Here is a 14,084-nt window from a genome sequence, read left to right as displayed (position 1 = left end):
GCTGAAGCCCAAGATTTTTATCGAAATTTCATTGGGTTGTAATTAACCGGTTTTCATTTTTAGATTTAAGGAATAAGTATGGTCGTCATTCGACTAGCACGTGGTGGCTCCAAGAAGCGCCCTTTTTACAGCATCGTTGCTGCTGATAAGCGCAACCGTCGCGACTCGAACTTTATCGAGCGGATTGGTTACTTCAATCCACAAGCAGCAGAAAAAGAGCAAGCTATGCGTATTGCTCAAGATCGTTTGACTTACTGGACTGGTGTTGGTGCGCAAGTATCTCCGACTGTTGTTTGTTTAATTAAGAACAATCCAGCTGCTTAATATTCTGTTGCTTGAAGTATCGCCGGTATGTTGATACTTCAAGTTTCAAAATGAATTTGCAGTTCGATTGGGGAATCATGGTGTCTTATAAATGAGCACACCGTCTCTAAATGATTTAATTGAACTTGGCGCCATCTCTGAGGCGCAAGGTTTGCGAGGGCAAGTGAAGGTAAGGCCTCACTCAACAGACCCTGTAGCACTTCTTTCTTCTAAAACCGTTTGGCTATCGCCTATCCCTCGTCGGGAGGCTGGTGTATCTGTGCCTGTTGAGCAGGCATCGCTAAGGCAATACCAAGTGATGAGCGCTAAGATGCACAGCGGTAATGTAGTGGTTGCACTTGAAGGTGTGACCGATCGAGATCAAGCGTTAGCATTAAAAGGCGCACGTATTTTGATGGCGCGAGACGTTTTTCCGAGCGTAGAAAAAGATGCCTATTACTGGGTCGATCTTATAGGCTGTCAAGCAGTCAATCTGCAAGGCGAAACTCTCGGTGAAGTGTTGGACGTGACTGAAAATGGCGCGCATGGTGTGATTGCGATCGGTAACGCCACTATAAAAAATATTCAGTATTTAGTGCCCTTAGTAAAAGAGGTTGTGCAGGGCGTTGACTTACCTAATAAAACGATTACGCTTGATTGGCAATTGGATTGGCAATAAACCACCATTCATGACTGAGTATCAATATGCGCTTTGACGTCGTCACCCTTTTTCCAGAGATGTTCTCTGCACTCACCCAATGGGGTGTGACGGGTCGCGCTTGCGAGCAATCTTTGGCCAGTGTTCAATTGTGGAATCCGCGAGATTTTTGTCGGGATTCGCGCAAGACGGTGGATGATCGTGCTTATGGCGGCGGTCCTGGCATGGTGATGATGGCAAAGCCCCTTGACGATACTGTTGCAGGCATTAAGGCCGCCCATCGGGATGCTGGAATTGAGTCTGGCCCCGTTTGTTTGTTATCCCCCCAAGGTGAGCGTTTTTCCCAAAAAATAGCTTCGGATATCCTGAAATTGGGAAATTTAACCTTTGTTTGTGGTCGATATGAGGCAATAGACCAACGCTTTGTCGAACGAAACGTCGATATGCAGATATCGATTGGGGATTTCGTGCTTTCAGGGGGTGAAATCCCTGCTATGGCCATCATGGATGCCGTTATTAGGCTAATTCCGGGGGCTTTGGGGGATGGGGAGTCGGCCGCCCAGGATAGCTTTATGAACGGTCTTTTGGACTATCCGCACTACACCAGGCCTGAGGTTTACGAAAATTTATCGGTGCCGGACGTGCTTTTGGGTGGACATCACGCTAAAATGGCAGATTGGCGTCGGCAGAAGTCTTTAGAGCTGACGCTAAGGTTACGGCCAGATTTAATTGAATCGGCCAGGGCCAATGGGTTGCTAACCCGAGAAGATGAACAATTTCTTCGCTCTTTGTGAATAAGTCGTTTTGTTTTTGGTTTAGTGAAAGAGTTTTAACTGCATCCTCTGTTAGGTCCGTGGATTGATGCCACGGGATAAAACGCTAATACGATGTTTAAGGATTTAAAAATGAATTTAATTGCAAAAATTGAGCAAGAAGAAATTGCTCGCTTAAGTGCTAACAAAACATTGCCAAGCTTTGCGCCTGGTGACACAGTAATTGTTAGCGTAAACGTTGTTGAAGGTACCCGTAAGCGTACCCAAGCCTTTGAAGGCGTTGTGATTGCTAAGCGTAATCGCGGACTCAATTCCAGCTTTATCGTGCGTAAGATTTCTTCTGGCGAAGGCGTTGAGCGTACTTTTCAGACCCACTCACCATTGATTGCTAGCGTTGGAGTGAAGCGTCGCGGTGATGTGCGTCGTGCTAAGTTGTACTACTTGCGCGATCGTTCTGGTAAGTCAGCACGTATTAAAGAAAAGTTGCAAGCACGTAACAAAGTGGCTACTACAGCTGCAGAGTAATTATTTGCTGCTCACATCAAAGGCGGCCTCGGTCGCCTTTTTTGCTGCCTTAGAATATGACTATGCATAAGACCCCGAAGCCAGGAGAAGACGCGCTCGATGTTGCTGCGCCTCCTGGGTTTGATGCACAAGCGATTCCAGTGCATCAGGTTTGCACTCATGATCAAAAGGTATCCCCAAAGTTTTTAGATCCACAGGCATTAAAAGAACGCTTACAAAACCCACCTCCGTGGGAGCCCGAGATTACGGATGAGAATCGTCACGTGATTGCGACGGATATTATTGCCAAGCGTCAGGCCGCCGGAAAGGTGACGCGTGCAGCAGTGCTGATACCGTTGTTATTAAAACAGGCTGGGCTTTCAGTATTGCTGACGCAGCGAACCAACCATTTGCGGGACCATGCTGGGCAGATTAGTTTTCCGGGTGGCCGAATGGATCCAGAAGATTTGTCTCCAGAAGATACTGCATTGCGGGAAAGTTGGGAGGAAGTTGGTTTGGACCCTAAGCTGGTTGAGATTATTGGCAATCTCCCTGAATACCTCACCGTTTCCGGTTATAGCGTTACGCCAGTTGTCGGATTGGTGCAGCCTCAGGCAGAATATGCCTTGGATGCCTTTGAGGTGGCGGATGTATTTGAAGTGCCACTCCATTTTTTGTTGGATCCCGCTAACCATCAGGTTAGACTGTGGCAAAGCGAACAAGGTGGTTGCCGTTTTTATTCCATGCCTTATGAAAACCGCTTTATTTGGGGTGCTACAGCGGGTATGTTGCGTAACCTTTATCATTTATTAAAAGTATGACTTTCTTCTCTATTCTCTTCGCCCTCATTGCTGAGCAATATCGCCCAGTAACCTCAAACCATTTGATCGCACGTTTAAGTGCCCGCTGGTTGGATTGGGTCGCCGCGGAATTTGGTGGCAAGACTAAAGAGGGTGCAAGTCCAGTCGGTGCGCGAATGGCTTGCTTGGTGGCATTTATATTACCAACCCTTTTGGTATTCATCGTGTATGTCACTTGTATGGTGACTTACCCCATTCTAGGGTTCTTGTGGAACATAGTGATTGCGTATTTGTTTTTTGGCTTTCGCCAATTTAGTCACTCGTTTACCTTGGTTCATGAAGCGATTGAAGCGCATGTTCTGTCTGCGGCCCGTGCCGCACTTGGTGAATGGTATGGCCCAGAGTTGGATACCACCAATCTGTCGGAGACTGAAGTGATTTCATTAGCGCTTGAGCGTGCGATTATTGGTTCGCACCGCCATGTATTTGGTGTCCTGTTCTGGTTCATGATGCCTATGGGTCCTGCTGGTGTCGCGCTCTATCGTTTGGCGGATATTGCAGCTCAGCGTTGGTCTGAGCGCGGTGACTACAACTTGAGTGAAGCGGCTCGTCATTTCTTCTACGTACTGGATTGGATTCCATCACGCATTACCGCCATGGGCTTTGCCATTGTGGGTAATTTTGAGGGAGCTGTATATGCATGGCGTTATCTCACGCAAAAATGGGCCGACTCATTGTCTGCGGTCATTTTGGCTGCCGGCAGTGGTGCGCTAGGTGTACGTTTAGGTGAGCCGTTGAGCGAGCCTGATAGCGATGAGGCCTTACATATGGCAGAGGCTGGTGAACCTTTGGTGTATGAGGTGGGTCTTGAGCCTACTGAGCGTACGATGCGTTCTGCAGTAGGGTTGGTGTGGCGCCTAGTTATCGCTTGGATGGCTTTGTTGCTAATGCTGACCATCGCTCTTTGGCTTGGCTAATTCCCTGTATTTGAATATCCGCTGTTTTCGAATCAGAACGCAGTTGTCTAAATAGCGCCAGTCTTTCTGGCGCTATTTCATTTCGCTCGCCCGCATCGCGGACTGCGCAATCGGGTTCAGATAAATGCGCGCAATTATGAAAGCGACATTTACCGAGCAAATCCTTAAATTCTCGGAATGCATGCTGCAACTCGCTGACCGACATACGCGCCAAACCAAATTCTTGGAATCCGGGGAGTCAATGAGGGCACCCAATTTACCTGTTTCACCACGTCCCCATGATTCTGGTAATTCAAAATAGCGGCACGCAGTTGTTGTATGTTTTCCCGTATCCAGACGCACTGAATATTCTTGGGTCAGTGCAGCGGCATTTGGCACCCAAGCATTTAGCAGGCTAGATTTTCCCATGCCAGATTGACCAACAAAGACAGATACCTTTCCAGCCAAAATAGGGCGCAAAGCATCTATCGAGGCATGATCAAATTTTGGTAGTACTAGCAACGCAGCCAGCATTTTCACCAGACTTATTAGGTAGGGCAGTGGTTGCAGCGGAAGTCAACCAAATCGACCTTCACATTCTGCTCAATAAGTGTGCCCTCAAAGACAACTTAGAGCATGCTTGTAAAATGATCGAACCCTATGCTCGCATGGGTTACGCAGTGAGCGAGGTTTCGCCAAGTTTGATCTACATTCGATTCAATAATATTGCTTTTAAACGCATCGGAACGATACAAAATATTTTCGCGGGGTTCAATCTCGATAATGCGGGCTTGATCTGCTGAGGTCATTTCCAAGAGGAGGCGGTCACCCACGGCACCAATGTGTTGCTTAGCAGGGGTGCTTACTTGAATCAATGGGCCGGCACGGAGATTCATTTTCCCAATGGTTTGATGCCAAACGTTGCGCTAGATAATGCCTTCCATAGGAGGCGGGTCAGTAGCACGCGAAACGTTTCCATTGAGGGATGACTAGCTTTGGCGTTGCAAGTTGGCAATTCGCAGTGGCGCGGGAGGATGCGAACTATAAAAAGCGGTGTAGATCGGATCCGGGGTGAGTGTTGAAGCGTTATCTTGATAAAGCTTCACTAGAGCAGAGATAAGATCTTGTGCCGATGATTTTTGTGCAGCAAAGCCATCTGCCTCATATTCATGCTTGCGAGAAGCAAGACTACTTAAGGGGGTAAAGAAAAAGCTAAATACAGGCGATACCAACATAAATAGTGCCAATGCTAGTCCACCGTTATACCCGTCCAAATTCGGCATCACACCTAGATCGGTATAGAACCAAAATTGGGTGCTAACCCATCCGAGTAGGGCAAACATGCCAAAACTCAACGCGAATGACACCAGCAGGCGCTTGCGAATATGGTTGCACTTGAAGTGTCCAAGTTCGTGCGCAAGGACAGCCTCAACTTCACCGGGATTGAGCTTTTCAATTAATGTGTCAAAAAATACAATGCGCTTGGCTTTGCCCATGCCGGCAAAAAATGCATTGCCGTGAGCACTACGTTTACTGCCATCCATGACGAATAACCCTTGGCTGGCAAAATCACAGCGTGCAAGTAGTGCTTCAATCTGCGTTTTGAGTGGTCCCTCTTCTAAGGCTTCGAACTTATTAAACAAAGAGGCAATGAATGTTGGGAAAATCCACTGCATCAACAAGCTGAAAGAAGATAGCACCGCCCAAGCCCAGATCCACCAAAGGTCACCTGCTTTGAGCATCAAGGCCAGGATCACCCAGAGAAGGGGGATACCAATTGCTCCACCAACGGCAATCCCTTTCATCATGTCACTGAAAAATAGCTTTTTACTCATACGATTAAAGCCAAAGCGTTCCTCAAGGTGGAATTGCTTGTACCAAGAGAATGGTAGATCAATGGCGCCGGAGATGAGTACGGCGGATACTAATAGCGCTATTTGTTGGGCAACACCCTCACCGAATAATTGCAGAAGAAATAGATTCAGAATCTGTAAACCGCCAAGCAAAGTGAAGGCAATTAAAATGATGGCGCTGACCCCATTTTCGGGGATACCTAAACGCAATTTAGCAATCGTATAGTCGGCAGCCTTTTGGTGTTCGGTTAAGGTTACTTTGTTAGCAAATTCTGCTGGAACCGTATCTCGATGCTGGGCAACATGCCGAATTTGGCGCAGGGATAGCCAGTGGCGCAGGCCAAAACTGCTAATAAAGGCAATTAGGAAAATAATTGTGAATGTCATGAGATCATTGTAGTTATGAGCGAACAAACGAGTACTGTACAAAGTAATACAACACCCTCTAAAACGGCATCACCCAGCGAGCATTTAATCTGGGTCGATATGGAGATGTCTGGACTAAATCCAGAAACCGAACGCATCCTCGAGATAGCTATGATTGTGACGGACGCTCATCTCAATACGATTGCAATTGCTCCGGTTTGGGTGGTGCATCAGGACGATGCCATTTTGGATGCGATGGACGCTTGGAATAAGGGGACTCATGGACGATCTGGGTTGATCGATAAGGTGAAAGCCTCCACCATGACCGAGGCTGATGTCGAGGCGGAATGTATTGCTTTCCTGAAGAAATACATTAAGGCAGGCATTGCACCTATGTGTGGGAATACGATCGGACAGGATCGGCGCTTTATGGCTAAGTACATGCCAAAATTAGAGGCTTACTTTCATTATCGAAACGTAGATGTTTCTACATTAAAAGAGTTATGTAAACGTTGGCATCCAGAGTTGGTCAAAGGCTTTATCAAAAAGCAGGCGCACACTGCTCCGGCAGATATCGAGGAATCGATTGAAGAGTTGAAGTACTACCGCGATACATTTATTGTTCCGCTACCGTAATACTAGATGCTAGATTGGCACTGCAATAGCTTATTTCTTAATAGCACTTTTCGGTCGAAACACTTTAATTACTTCCTCGTTGGTTTCGATATAGGATCCGCCAATTAAATCGATGCAATAGGGTACTGCGGCAAAAATACCCGGCACAATCGATTTACCATTTTCATCTTTTAGGCCTTCCGGCGTCTCTGCAATCGCCTTAGGTTGGCCGGGTAAATTGATTACTAGCGCTGCGTGATCTTCGATTTCTCGGAGCACAAGCTATTTGCCTAGACAATATTGCGATCGGAACAAAATGCGGGCTGATTTGGCGCATTTGTTCGCCAAAACCAGGCATTTCACGAGTGCCAGCCTCTAGGGTTGTTTCGGGCGTCACATCGCGTCTTGAAGGCCCCGTGCCCCCGGTGGTGAGGACGAGATCACAGCCCATGTCATCTACCAGCTCAACTATGGATTCAGTAATCGTTTCAAGCTCATCGGCAATTAAGCGCTCATGAAAGGCGCAGGGATTTTTGATGGCTTTCATAAGCCAGGTTTGGAGCGCTGGGATCCCCTCATCTTGATAAACGCTTTTACTGGCCCGATCGGAAATCGAGATTAAACCAATTTTGATCTCATTTGGGGAGGTGCGTTTTAGGGCTTCAGTATGCTTCATGTTTCTATTCTAGCTATTATTAGGTCATGTTTACATATTCATGTAGTCAGTTTCAAGAAATCATCGATTTCATGCTCAAAGAGGCCAAAAGACGGGGTGCCACAGATGCGGTTGCGGAAGTCTCAGAGGGGCAGGGCCTCTCCGTCACGGTTCGCAAGGGCGAGGTCGAGACGATTGAGCAAAGTCTGGATAAGCAAGTGGGGGTGACTGTATTTTTAGGGCATCGACGTGGCAATGCCAGCACAAGAGATTTTTCTAAAGCATCCCTTAAGGCGACAGTAGACGCCGCTGCCTTTGCAGTCAGCAAGCAAATTCAAAATAGCGATGGCGCTTCCGTATCTGCTCACCATGCCCATTTCATGATGGGCACCTCGCACGGCTTTATTGGCGGGTATCCATTTTCGCGTCACTACATTTCTTGTGCGCCTATTGCCAGTGAAGGTGGAAAAAAATTGCACATGCAACGTGATGATTGGTATTCCAGTTCGCGCATGCCAGCCGAATTGGCTGACCCAGCGGCCATCGGAATATATGCAGCCCAGCGTGCCCTATCGCGCTTAAAAGCAAGATCTCTTTCTACGCGACGTTGCCCTGTTATATTTGAGGCGCCTCCGGCGGCCGGCTTGTTAGGTGGGTATGACGGGTAACGCGCCATTCGATGAGGAGGGTGTCAAAACACAGGCCCGTACTGTAGTGGATAAGGGAATATTGCAGGGCTACTTTTTATCGACGTATTCTGCTCGCAAATTGGGGATGAAGACTACTGGCAACGCGGGTGGCTCCCATCATTTAACACTGCAGAGCAAAAAAACACCAAAGGGTGGATTGCCTGCGCTACCAAAACAAATGGGCACTGGATTATTGGTTCTCGCGTCGATGTGTCAGGGCGTAAATTATGTGACTAGTGATTACTCGCGGGGTGCATTTGGCTACTGGGTTGAGAATGGTGAAATTCAATATCCTGTTGAGGAGGTGACTATTGCAGGCAACTTGCGCGATATGCTTCTTGATATCGAGCTAATTAGTAGCGATACATTAATTCGTGGAACCAAAGAAACGGGTTCAATTTTGATTTGTTCGATGACTGTTGGCGAAAAATAAGTTGCCCTATAGAATCTATTCATCAATTAAAAAGGAGATGGAAATGCAAAGACGTTCTTTCCTCAAGAAGGCAACCGCAGGTGTTGGCGTTGCTACCGGGGTTGCTAGCATTGGAGCGCCCGCCATTGCGCAAAATTTACCGACATTAAATTGGCGTTTAGTTTCGAGTTTTCCTAAATCGCTAGATACCCTTTACGGAACACCCGAAGTTTTTGCTAATGCTCTTCGGAAGGCAACCGATGGGAAATTTAACGTGAAAGTGTTTGCAGCGGGGGAAGTGGTTCCGGCCCTGCAAGTGCTCGATGCAGTTCAAACTGGTACGGTTGAATGCGGCCATACCGCCAGTTATTACTATTTAGGAAAGAATAGCGCCTTCATTTTTGATACTGCCGCACCCTTTGGTATGACCGCACGCCAGCAGTCTGCTTGGATGCTTCATGGCAATGGTATGAAACTAATGCGAGAACTTTATGCTAGCTATAACATCGTGAATTTTTTGGGCGGTCAAACTGGTACTCAAATGGGTGGTTGGTTTCGTAAAGAAATTAAATCACCAGAAGATTTGAAGGGGCTAAAGTTCCGGATTGCTGGCTTTGCTGGTCAGGTTTTAGCAAAGCTGGGTGTAGTACCTCAGCAACTACCTGCTGGGGAAATATATTCAGCATTAGAAAAGGGAGCAATTGATGCAGCTGAGTTTGTTGGTCCCTATGATGATGAGAAATTGGGTTTGGCAAAGGTGGCGAAAAATTACTACTACCCAGCATTTTGGGAAGGCGCTGCTGGCCTATCCTTTTTAGTTAATAAAAAACAATGGGATGCATTGCCTCCTTCTTATCGGGCGGGATGGGAGTCTGCTTGTTTTGAGGCACACACTGATATGTGTGCAAAATATGATGCGCTAAATCCACCAGCATTGCAGCGCTTATTGCAAAACGGCGCAGTGCTTCGTAAGTTCAACTCTTCCATCATGGATGCGTGCTTTAAGGTTAGCCAAGAAACTTATGCAGAAGAGTCCGCCAAAAATCCTCAGTTCAAGAAAATTTTTGATGATTACCGTGTCTTCAGAAATATGGAGGCGCAGTGGTTTGGGGTGGCAGAACAGGCGTTTGCGCAATACAGTTTTAATAAGAAACTCTAATTCATTTCAATTTATCCATTAAGGACCCTTTCGGGTCCTTAATGTTCATGAATGATTGGCGTTTAGTTGCTCAAGGGCGAATTAACACGGCTTTTATAAAGCGTGAGATATCCATCAGTTCTTCGCGATTGACAGAGTGCTCCATGGGATATTCATTCCAACTCACTGCGTAACCCATTTTTTCAAGCAACGCATATGAAGCTTCAGCTCGCTCTGGAATAACGACAGCATCATACATTCCGTGAGCCATAAAGATGGGAGTCGTTTGGTTGGCAGAATGTTTTTCGGTATTGAGCGACATTGCCAATGGTAAGTACCCAGAAAGGGCGATGATGCCAGCTAGCTTGTGCGGGAAACGCAAGCCAATTTGCAATGCCATGGCACACCCTTGTGAGAAGCCAGCTAAAACAATATTGTCATAAGCTATGCCTCGACTTGCTTCACGCTCGATAATTTTGGTAATAGCATGCGCCGAACGATGAATGCCCGTAGCATCCTCTTGATCCATCAGATTTCGGCCGATGATGTCGTACCAAGCGGGCATAACGTAGCCACCATTAACGATCACCGGCATACTCGGGGCGCTTGGAAACACAAACCGAATACCAGGGCATCTGGTCAAATCGAGTTCAGGAACAATCGGAACAAAATCATTGCCATCGGCTCCAAGACCATGGAGCCAAATGATCGCGGCGCTTGGGTTTGGTTGAGTTTCGAGTTCGATACAGGGCAACATGGGCTTGGTGACTCCAGCGTTAGTAATACCCTATTATCGACTCATATAGGCTTCTTCGTTATAGGTTGAGACCCAGTTTGGTCTATAAATTAGGAAGATTGCCAGTAGCATTCCAGATAGTGACCCTTCCATGAACGCAATGATGATGAGTCCTAAGGTCCAGCCTTCGATATCGATATGATTTGCGTCATCGCCAAAGACCGTTTTTAGAATCAACAGTAGCGTGCCAGACAGGATCACGCTCAGAAAGGCGGCAACGTAACCATTGCCCAAGATTAGTACAAGAAGATGTTTGGGAACATATTTTTGGATGAGCTTAATGGTGAGATAGGCAAATACGGTTGGTAAAACGCACACCATTAAATAATGTTGATGGGGCATCTATATATCCCCCCTGTATGACATAGATACCAAGAAATGCCACTGGAAATAATATCGTTAACGCAATTGCTGGACAAAACATTGCAGTTAATAAGGATGTGCCATAAAAATGGAAGATTAAGCCATAAAATTTTCCAGATGCTTGCCCAGGTCATGTTGGTGAAATATTCCAAGCTATAGCCAAAAATAGAATGACTGCAGGAGCAAAAATCGACAGGGGATGTTGGGTAAAAATCTGAGGAGGGCTGTAATAAAGTGCTATGCAAAAGATAGCAACTGCCAAACCGAACCAGATCATAATTTTAGCCTTGTACGAATAATGTGGGGCATACACCCTAAATAGCCTGACCAGGCTAATTCGATTTCGAATAAAACCTATCCGCACTTTTACTTAGAGGGATCACGAGAATTCGGTAGGCAGAGGTGTAAGATATTTTGTATGCTTTCAAGAAGTCCAACGAACAGGAGCGAATCGTGAAGGCGTTCTATGTTGATTACCCGCAAGAAAAAATAGAAGAGCAGCAACATGCTTATCGTTGTAAGCATTGCAAAATTCCAACCACGGTGATTTTTGGCCTACTTGAAAATCATGCGCAGGACTGTAAATATCGCTTGCAACAGAGTAAATGGGCTCACTTAGATCACTAAGCCTGCTTCATTATTAGGCCTCAACGACGATAAAGTCGCCTTGTGAAATCTTTTCCCGAAATTGGGAAAATGAAAATAGCGCTTTAATGGGCTTGGTATTAATTACTTCAATCTTGCCGTCAGGCGTCAGGTTGGCCAAGTACTCCCCCTCCGGAAACAGGGTTTCCGGAATAGTCTCCAGACTGTGAAGTTGGCCGCTTAGAACCAAACTTTTAGTAATTTTTATATGCATGCCCCACCATAGAATTGGTGACGAGCATCTCGATATGCATATCACAAACAAGAATATGGAATGCACCAATTGAGTGTTAAAAAATGACTTGGATGTGAGGGCACCCATAACTCCGCAGGATGTCGGCTTAATGGTTCTTGAAAACGCACCTAACTAGTGCGTTAGTCAGGAAATATTCTGGACCATTGCTAAAAGATGCAATAGTCGTCGCTAAAGCAAGAATACGTTTGGCATCTTGAATATGCAGTTCTTCGATCAGTTTGCCATCGAGTACTGCAATTCCTGCTCCCGACTTAATTGCCTCCTCATAGGCTGTGATGCGTGCTTGAGCCTCAGTTATTTCTGCGGGAGATGGTCCAAAGGTTTCATTGGCGATAGCAATCTGATTGGGGTGGATGAGTGTTCTGCCATCAAAGCCCATATCCCGCCCCTGAATGGAGGACTGGCGTAATCCCACTTCATCATTTAAGGACAAGCGAACGCCATCTAAAACACAAAGTCCAAACGCACGGGCTGCTAGTATGGAAAGTGACAAAGCGGTTTGTGTTTCAACTCGGTTAGGCGTGTGTCTTGCATGAAGGTTTTTGACAAGATCGGACGTTCCTAAAACTAGCGCTTCAAGCAATGGATGTCCATTGGCAATCTCGGGAAGCTTGAATATCGCTTTAGGTGTTTCGATCATCGCCCAAATCGTCAAGTCAGGTCGAGCATTAAGATCTTGAAGTGTCTGCGCAACTTTCTGAATCTGTCCCGCAGACTCCACTTTAGGTAGAACGATGGCATCCGCTTTGCTGTTGGAAATGTTTTGGGGTCGTCGATGCCTTATGGGGTATTGAGGCTGTTAATCCGAACCACTGCTTCACGGTGACCAAAGCCGCCCTCTAGTGCTGCCAGGATATTTTGTCTGGCCGCAACTTTAGTATCTGGAGAAACTGGATCCTCAAGATCCAGATTCAGCGAATCTGCTGCCAATGTCTTGGCTTTCTCCAAGGCGCGTGTATTGGCGCCAGGAATATAAAGAACAGAGCGGCGGGGTCTACTAATATTGATCATGATGACGATAAAAAGTTATGCAATTGGGTTGAGTCAAAATATCACATCTGAATAGCACTACGATCGAAGCAAAATGAAGATGAATTGGGGAAGAAATGAATTCTGTTGCCAAAGCCATTGAATCCAGAATGTCCGTGCGAGCATTTACCAAAGAACCCGTTTCCCGAGAGACGGTTTTGAAATTACTCAATCTCTCTGCTAGAGCGCCGTCAGGTACCAATACGCAACCATGGAAAGCATATGTACTCGAGGGGGAAAGGTTGCGCGATTTGTGCAGTCAAGTCTGTGATGCTTACGATGCCATCGCAAAGAATCCAGAGTTAGAAAAAGAGTTTCCGGCGGGCTATGACTACTATCCTAGCAAATGGTTTAGCCCCTATATTGATCGCCGTCGTGAAAACGGTTGGGGCCTCTATGGACTGCTTGGTATCACTAAGAGCGATAAAGATAAGATGCATGCCCAACACCGCAAGAACTTTGAATTCTTTGGCGCCCCTGTAGGAATCTTTTTTACTATTGATAAAGAGCTTGGCAGAGGTTCGCTGCTCGATTACGGTATGTTTCTGCAAAACTTCATGATTGCCGCGAGGGGTGAGGGTCTTGATACTTGTCCGCAAGCCGCCTAGAATAATTACTCAAAAATCATCTTGCCGTTTATTGGCGCTCAAGAGAATGAGATGCTGGTATGCGGTATGGCGCTCGGACATGCTGATCAAAGCGATATCGTGAATACCTTCCGCACTCCACGTGTTTGGGCGGAGGAATTTACCACTTGGATTGAGTGATAAACATTAATCGCGCGGATAAGACCCAGGCTTGGCGTCTTATCTCGGATTTGTTAGAAGTTTGAGTACTCCGGAAACACAGTTTGCAAAACTGCCGTAATTCCAAATAATAGAAAAAGAATCAGTGCAGTGATTCCCATAGCTCTTTATGCGGGTGTATCGAAGTTAATGGTGTTTGATGGCGTGCCGATTTCATTTGGTGCGGGCCCGATTTACTACGTCAGCAATACACTGGGTGGTCCATCAGGCTGGGGCGCTCGCGCGACAGTTACTCTGGTTGTACTTAAATAACGAATACATAAGTTGTAACAATCTGCTCGATTTAGAGATAAACGTAATGCAAATGAAATCGAAGCAGATAAATTTTAATAAGGCATTCTTTTGGAATGCCTTATTAACTTTGTTGTGCCGTTGCTTGCAAATTATTTATCGATCCGGCCTTAAGATTTGAACTAAAGAAGCCGCTATTACTCAAACTGTATTTAAAAGGAAATAAGTATGCTTAA

The 14,084-nt window shown here is 46.2% G+C and carries 18 protein-coding genes and 3 pseudogenes; 13 read left to right on the top strand and 8 right to left on the bottom strand.

Features of this window, described 5'->3' with window-relative positions; translation table 11 throughout:
• The first annotated feature begins 78 nt into the window (after positions 1–78).
• From rpsP to BQ1619_RS05925, 6 genes are all read left to right on the top strand, one after another.
• Complete coding sequence (gene rpsP / locus BQ1619_RS05950) at positions 79–324, top strand: 30S ribosomal protein S16 (protein WP_114662814.1); 246 nt, start codon at positions 79–81, stop codon at positions 322–324.
• Positions 325–415: 91 nt separating this feature from the next.
• Positions 416–982, top strand: a complete 567-nt coding sequence (rimM, locus tag BQ1619_RS05945; RefSeq protein ID WP_114662812.1) for a ribosome maturation factor RimM — start codon at positions 416–418, stop codon at positions 980–982.
• A gap of 26 nt (positions 983–1,008) precedes the next feature.
• Positions 1,009–1,755, top strand: coding sequence for a tRNA (guanosine(37)-N1)-methyltransferase TrmD (gene trmD, locus BQ1619_RS05940; protein WP_114662810.1), 747 nt, complete (start codon positions 1,009–1,011; stop codon positions 1,753–1,755).
• A gap of 111 nt (positions 1,756–1,866) precedes the next feature.
• On the top strand, positions 1,867–2,259 hold the full coding sequence (gene rplS / locus BQ1619_RS05935) for a 50S ribosomal protein L19 (protein ID WP_114663544.1): 393 nt from the start codon (positions 1,867–1,869) through the stop codon (positions 2,257–2,259).
• Positions 2,260–2,321: 62 nt separating this feature from the next.
• Positions 2,322–3,059, top strand: a complete 738-nt coding sequence (locus tag BQ1619_RS05930; protein WP_114663542.1) for a CoA pyrophosphatase — start codon at positions 2,322–2,324, stop codon at positions 3,057–3,059.
• Positions 3,056–4,015 carry a CobD/CbiB family protein gene (locus BQ1619_RS05925; RefSeq protein WP_114662808.1) on the top strand — a complete coding sequence of 320 codons (960 nt, stop codon included), beginning with the start codon at positions 3,056–3,058 and terminating at the stop codon, positions 4,013–4,015. Before BQ1619_RS05930 ends, BQ1619_RS05925 begins: the two co-directional genes overlap by 4 nt.
• Before the next feature lie 72 nt (positions 4,016–4,087).
• On the opposite strand, the gene rsgA (BQ1619_RS05920) is transcribed toward BQ1619_RS05925, so the two are convergent.
• On the bottom strand, positions 4,088–4,528 hold the full coding sequence (gene rsgA, locus BQ1619_RS05920) for a GTPase RsgA (protein WP_231968552.1): 441 nt from the start codon (positions 4,526–4,528) through the stop codon (positions 4,088–4,090).
• Between rsgA (BQ1619_RS05920) and rsgA (BQ1619_RS10680) the strand changes: the two genes are divergently transcribed.
• Complete coding sequence (gene rsgA / locus BQ1619_RS10680) at positions 4,501–4,797, top strand: GTPase RsgA (RefSeq protein ID WP_231968551.1); 297 nt, start codon at positions 4,501–4,503, stop codon at positions 4,795–4,797. The two genes, rsgA (BQ1619_RS05920) and rsgA (BQ1619_RS10680), sit on opposite strands and share 28 nt — an antisense overlap.
• 186 nt (positions 4,798–4,983) lie before the next feature.
• Here the strand turns inward: rsgA (BQ1619_RS10680) and BQ1619_RS05905 are convergent, their stop codons facing one another.
• Positions 4,984–6,234, bottom strand: coding sequence for a M48 family metallopeptidase (locus BQ1619_RS05905; protein ID WP_114662806.1), 1,251 nt, complete (start codon positions 6,232–6,234; stop codon positions 4,984–4,986).
• Positions 6,235–6,333: 99 nt separating this feature from the next.
• Between BQ1619_RS05905 and orn the strand changes: the two genes are divergently transcribed.
• Entirely contained in the window at positions 6,334–6,849 is a 516-nt protein-coding gene (gene orn, locus BQ1619_RS05900; RefSeq protein ID WP_231968640.1) for an oligoribonuclease, read from the top strand.
• Between the two features lie 30 nt (positions 6,850–6,879).
• Here orn and mog read toward each other — a convergent pair.
• Positions 6,880–7,504: pseudogene (mog, locus tag BQ1619_RS05895) on the bottom strand (molybdopterin adenylyltransferase).
• 26 nt (positions 7,505–7,530) lie between these two features.
• Here mog and BQ1619_RS05890 point away from each other — a divergent pair.
• Together BQ1619_RS05890 and BQ1619_RS05885 are read left to right on the top strand one after the other, a co-directional pair.
• Positions 7,531–8,605: pseudogene (locus BQ1619_RS05890) on the top strand (TldD/PmbA family protein).
• A gap of 43 nt (positions 8,606–8,648) precedes the next feature.
• Positions 8,649–9,743: a TRAP transporter substrate-binding protein gene (locus tag BQ1619_RS05885; RefSeq protein ID WP_114663540.1), complete on the top strand. Its 1,095-nt coding sequence runs from the start codon at positions 8,649–8,651 to the stop codon at positions 9,741–9,743.
• A gap of 70 nt (positions 9,744–9,813) precedes the next feature.
• On the opposite strand, the gene BQ1619_RS05880 is transcribed toward BQ1619_RS05885, so the two are convergent.
• Entirely contained in the window at positions 9,814–10,479 is a 666-nt protein-coding gene (locus tag BQ1619_RS05880) for an alpha/beta hydrolase (protein WP_114662802.1), read from the bottom strand.
• A 33-nt stretch (positions 10,480–10,512) separates the two neighbouring features.
• Positions 10,513–10,839 (bottom strand): hypothetical protein, encoded by a 327-nt coding sequence (locus BQ1619_RS05875; protein ID WP_231968550.1) that lies wholly within the window; start codon positions 10,837–10,839, stop codon positions 10,513–10,515.
• Positions 10,840–11,334: 495 nt separating this feature from the next.
• Between BQ1619_RS05875 and BQ1619_RS05870 the strand changes: the two genes are divergently transcribed.
• Positions 11,335–11,508, top strand: coding sequence for a hypothetical protein (locus BQ1619_RS05870; protein WP_162784612.1), 174 nt, complete (start codon positions 11,335–11,337; stop codon positions 11,506–11,508).
• Between the two features lie 13 nt (positions 11,509–11,521).
• Here BQ1619_RS05870 and BQ1619_RS05865 read toward each other — a convergent pair whose 3' ends face one another.
• The 3 genes from BQ1619_RS05865 to BQ1619_RS10675 all read right to left on the bottom strand — a co-directional run bounded on the left by BQ1619_RS05865 (position 11,522) and on the right by BQ1619_RS10675 (position 12,793).
• Positions 11,522–11,740, bottom strand: a complete 219-nt coding sequence (locus tag BQ1619_RS05865) for a hypothetical protein (protein WP_114662795.1) — start codon at positions 11,738–11,740, stop codon at positions 11,522–11,524.
• A 127-nt stretch (positions 11,741–11,867) separates the two neighbouring features.
• Entirely contained in the window at positions 11,868–12,503 is a 636-nt protein-coding gene (locus BQ1619_RS05860; protein WP_415066080.1) for an HpcH/HpaI aldolase/citrate lyase family protein, read from the bottom strand.
• Between the two features lie 59 nt (positions 12,504–12,562).
• A complete protein-coding gene (locus BQ1619_RS10675; RefSeq protein WP_415066078.1) occupies positions 12,563–12,793 on the bottom strand; it encodes an aldolase/citrate lyase family protein in 231 nt (76 codons plus the stop codon).
• A gap of 95 nt (positions 12,794–12,888) precedes the next feature.
• Between BQ1619_RS10675 and BQ1619_RS05855 the strand changes: the two are divergent.
• A pseudogene (locus tag BQ1619_RS05855) lies at positions 12,889–13,578 on the top strand (nitroreductase).
• A 129-nt stretch (positions 13,579–13,707) separates the two neighbouring features.
• On the top strand, positions 13,708–13,869 hold the full coding sequence (locus BQ1619_RS08705) for a hypothetical protein (protein ID WP_162784611.1): 162 nt from the start codon (positions 13,708–13,710) through the stop codon (positions 13,867–13,869).
• Positions 13,870–14,084 lie beyond the last annotated feature (215 nt).

The sequence above is a fragment of the Polynucleobacter necessarius genome (assembly GCF_900095195.1).
Lineage (GTDB): Bacteria > Pseudomonadota > Gammaproteobacteria > Burkholderiales > Burkholderiaceae > Polynucleobacter > Polynucleobacter necessarius_G.
This window is presented reverse-complemented; position numbering and strand designations above follow the sequence as displayed.

Bases quoted from the DNA above. Each gene is read 5' to 3' on its own strand.
- rimM (WP_114662812.1), top strand. From the start codon at position 416: ATGAGCACACCGTCTCTAAATGATTTAATTGAACTTGGCGCCATCTCT.
- rpsP (WP_114662814.1), top strand. From the start codon at position 79: ATGGTCGTCATTCGACTAGCACGTGGTGGCTCCAAGAAGCGCCCTTTT.
- BQ1619_RS05905 (WP_114662806.1), bottom strand. From the start codon at position 6,234: ATGACATTCACAATTATTTTCCTAATTGCCTTTATTAGCAGTTTTGGC.
- rplS (WP_114663544.1), top strand. From the start codon at position 1,867: ATGAATTTAATTGCAAAAATTGAGCAAGAAGAAATTGCTCGCTTAAGT.
- BQ1619_RS05925 (WP_114662808.1), top strand. From the start codon at position 3,056: ATGACTTTCTTCTCTATTCTCTTCGCCCTCATTGCTGAGCAATATCGC.
- BQ1619_RS05930 (WP_114663542.1), top strand. From the start codon at position 2,322: ATGCATAAGACCCCGAAGCCAGGAGAAGACGCGCTCGATGTTGCTGCG.
- trmD (WP_114662810.1), top strand. From the start codon at position 1,009: ATGCGCTTTGACGTCGTCACCCTTTTTCCAGAGATGTTCTCTGCACTC.
- BQ1619_RS05875 (WP_231968550.1), bottom strand. From the start codon at position 10,839: ATGGTGTGCGTTTTACCAACCGTATTTGCCTATCTCACCATTAAGCTC.
- orn (WP_231968640.1), top strand. From the start codon at position 6,334: ATGGAGATGTCTGGACTAAATCCAGAAACCGAACGCATCCTCGAGATA.
- BQ1619_RS05880 (WP_114662802.1), bottom strand. From the start codon at position 10,479: ATGTTGCCCTGTATCGAACTCGAAACTCAACCAAACCCAAGCGCCGCG.
- rsgA (WP_231968552.1), bottom strand. From the start codon at position 4,528: ATGCTGGCTGCGTTGCTAGTACTACCAAAATTTGATCATGCCTCGATA.
- BQ1619_RS05865 (WP_114662795.1), bottom strand. From the start codon at position 11,740: ATGCATATAAAAATTACTAAAAGTTTGGTTCTAAGCGGCCAACTTCAC.
- BQ1619_RS05885 (WP_114663540.1), top strand. From the start codon at position 8,649: ATGCAAAGACGTTCTTTCCTCAAGAAGGCAACCGCAGGTGTTGGCGTT.
- BQ1619_RS10675 (WP_415066078.1), bottom strand. From the start codon at position 12,793: ATGATCAATATTAGTAGACCCCGCCGCTCTGTTCTTTATATTCCTGGC.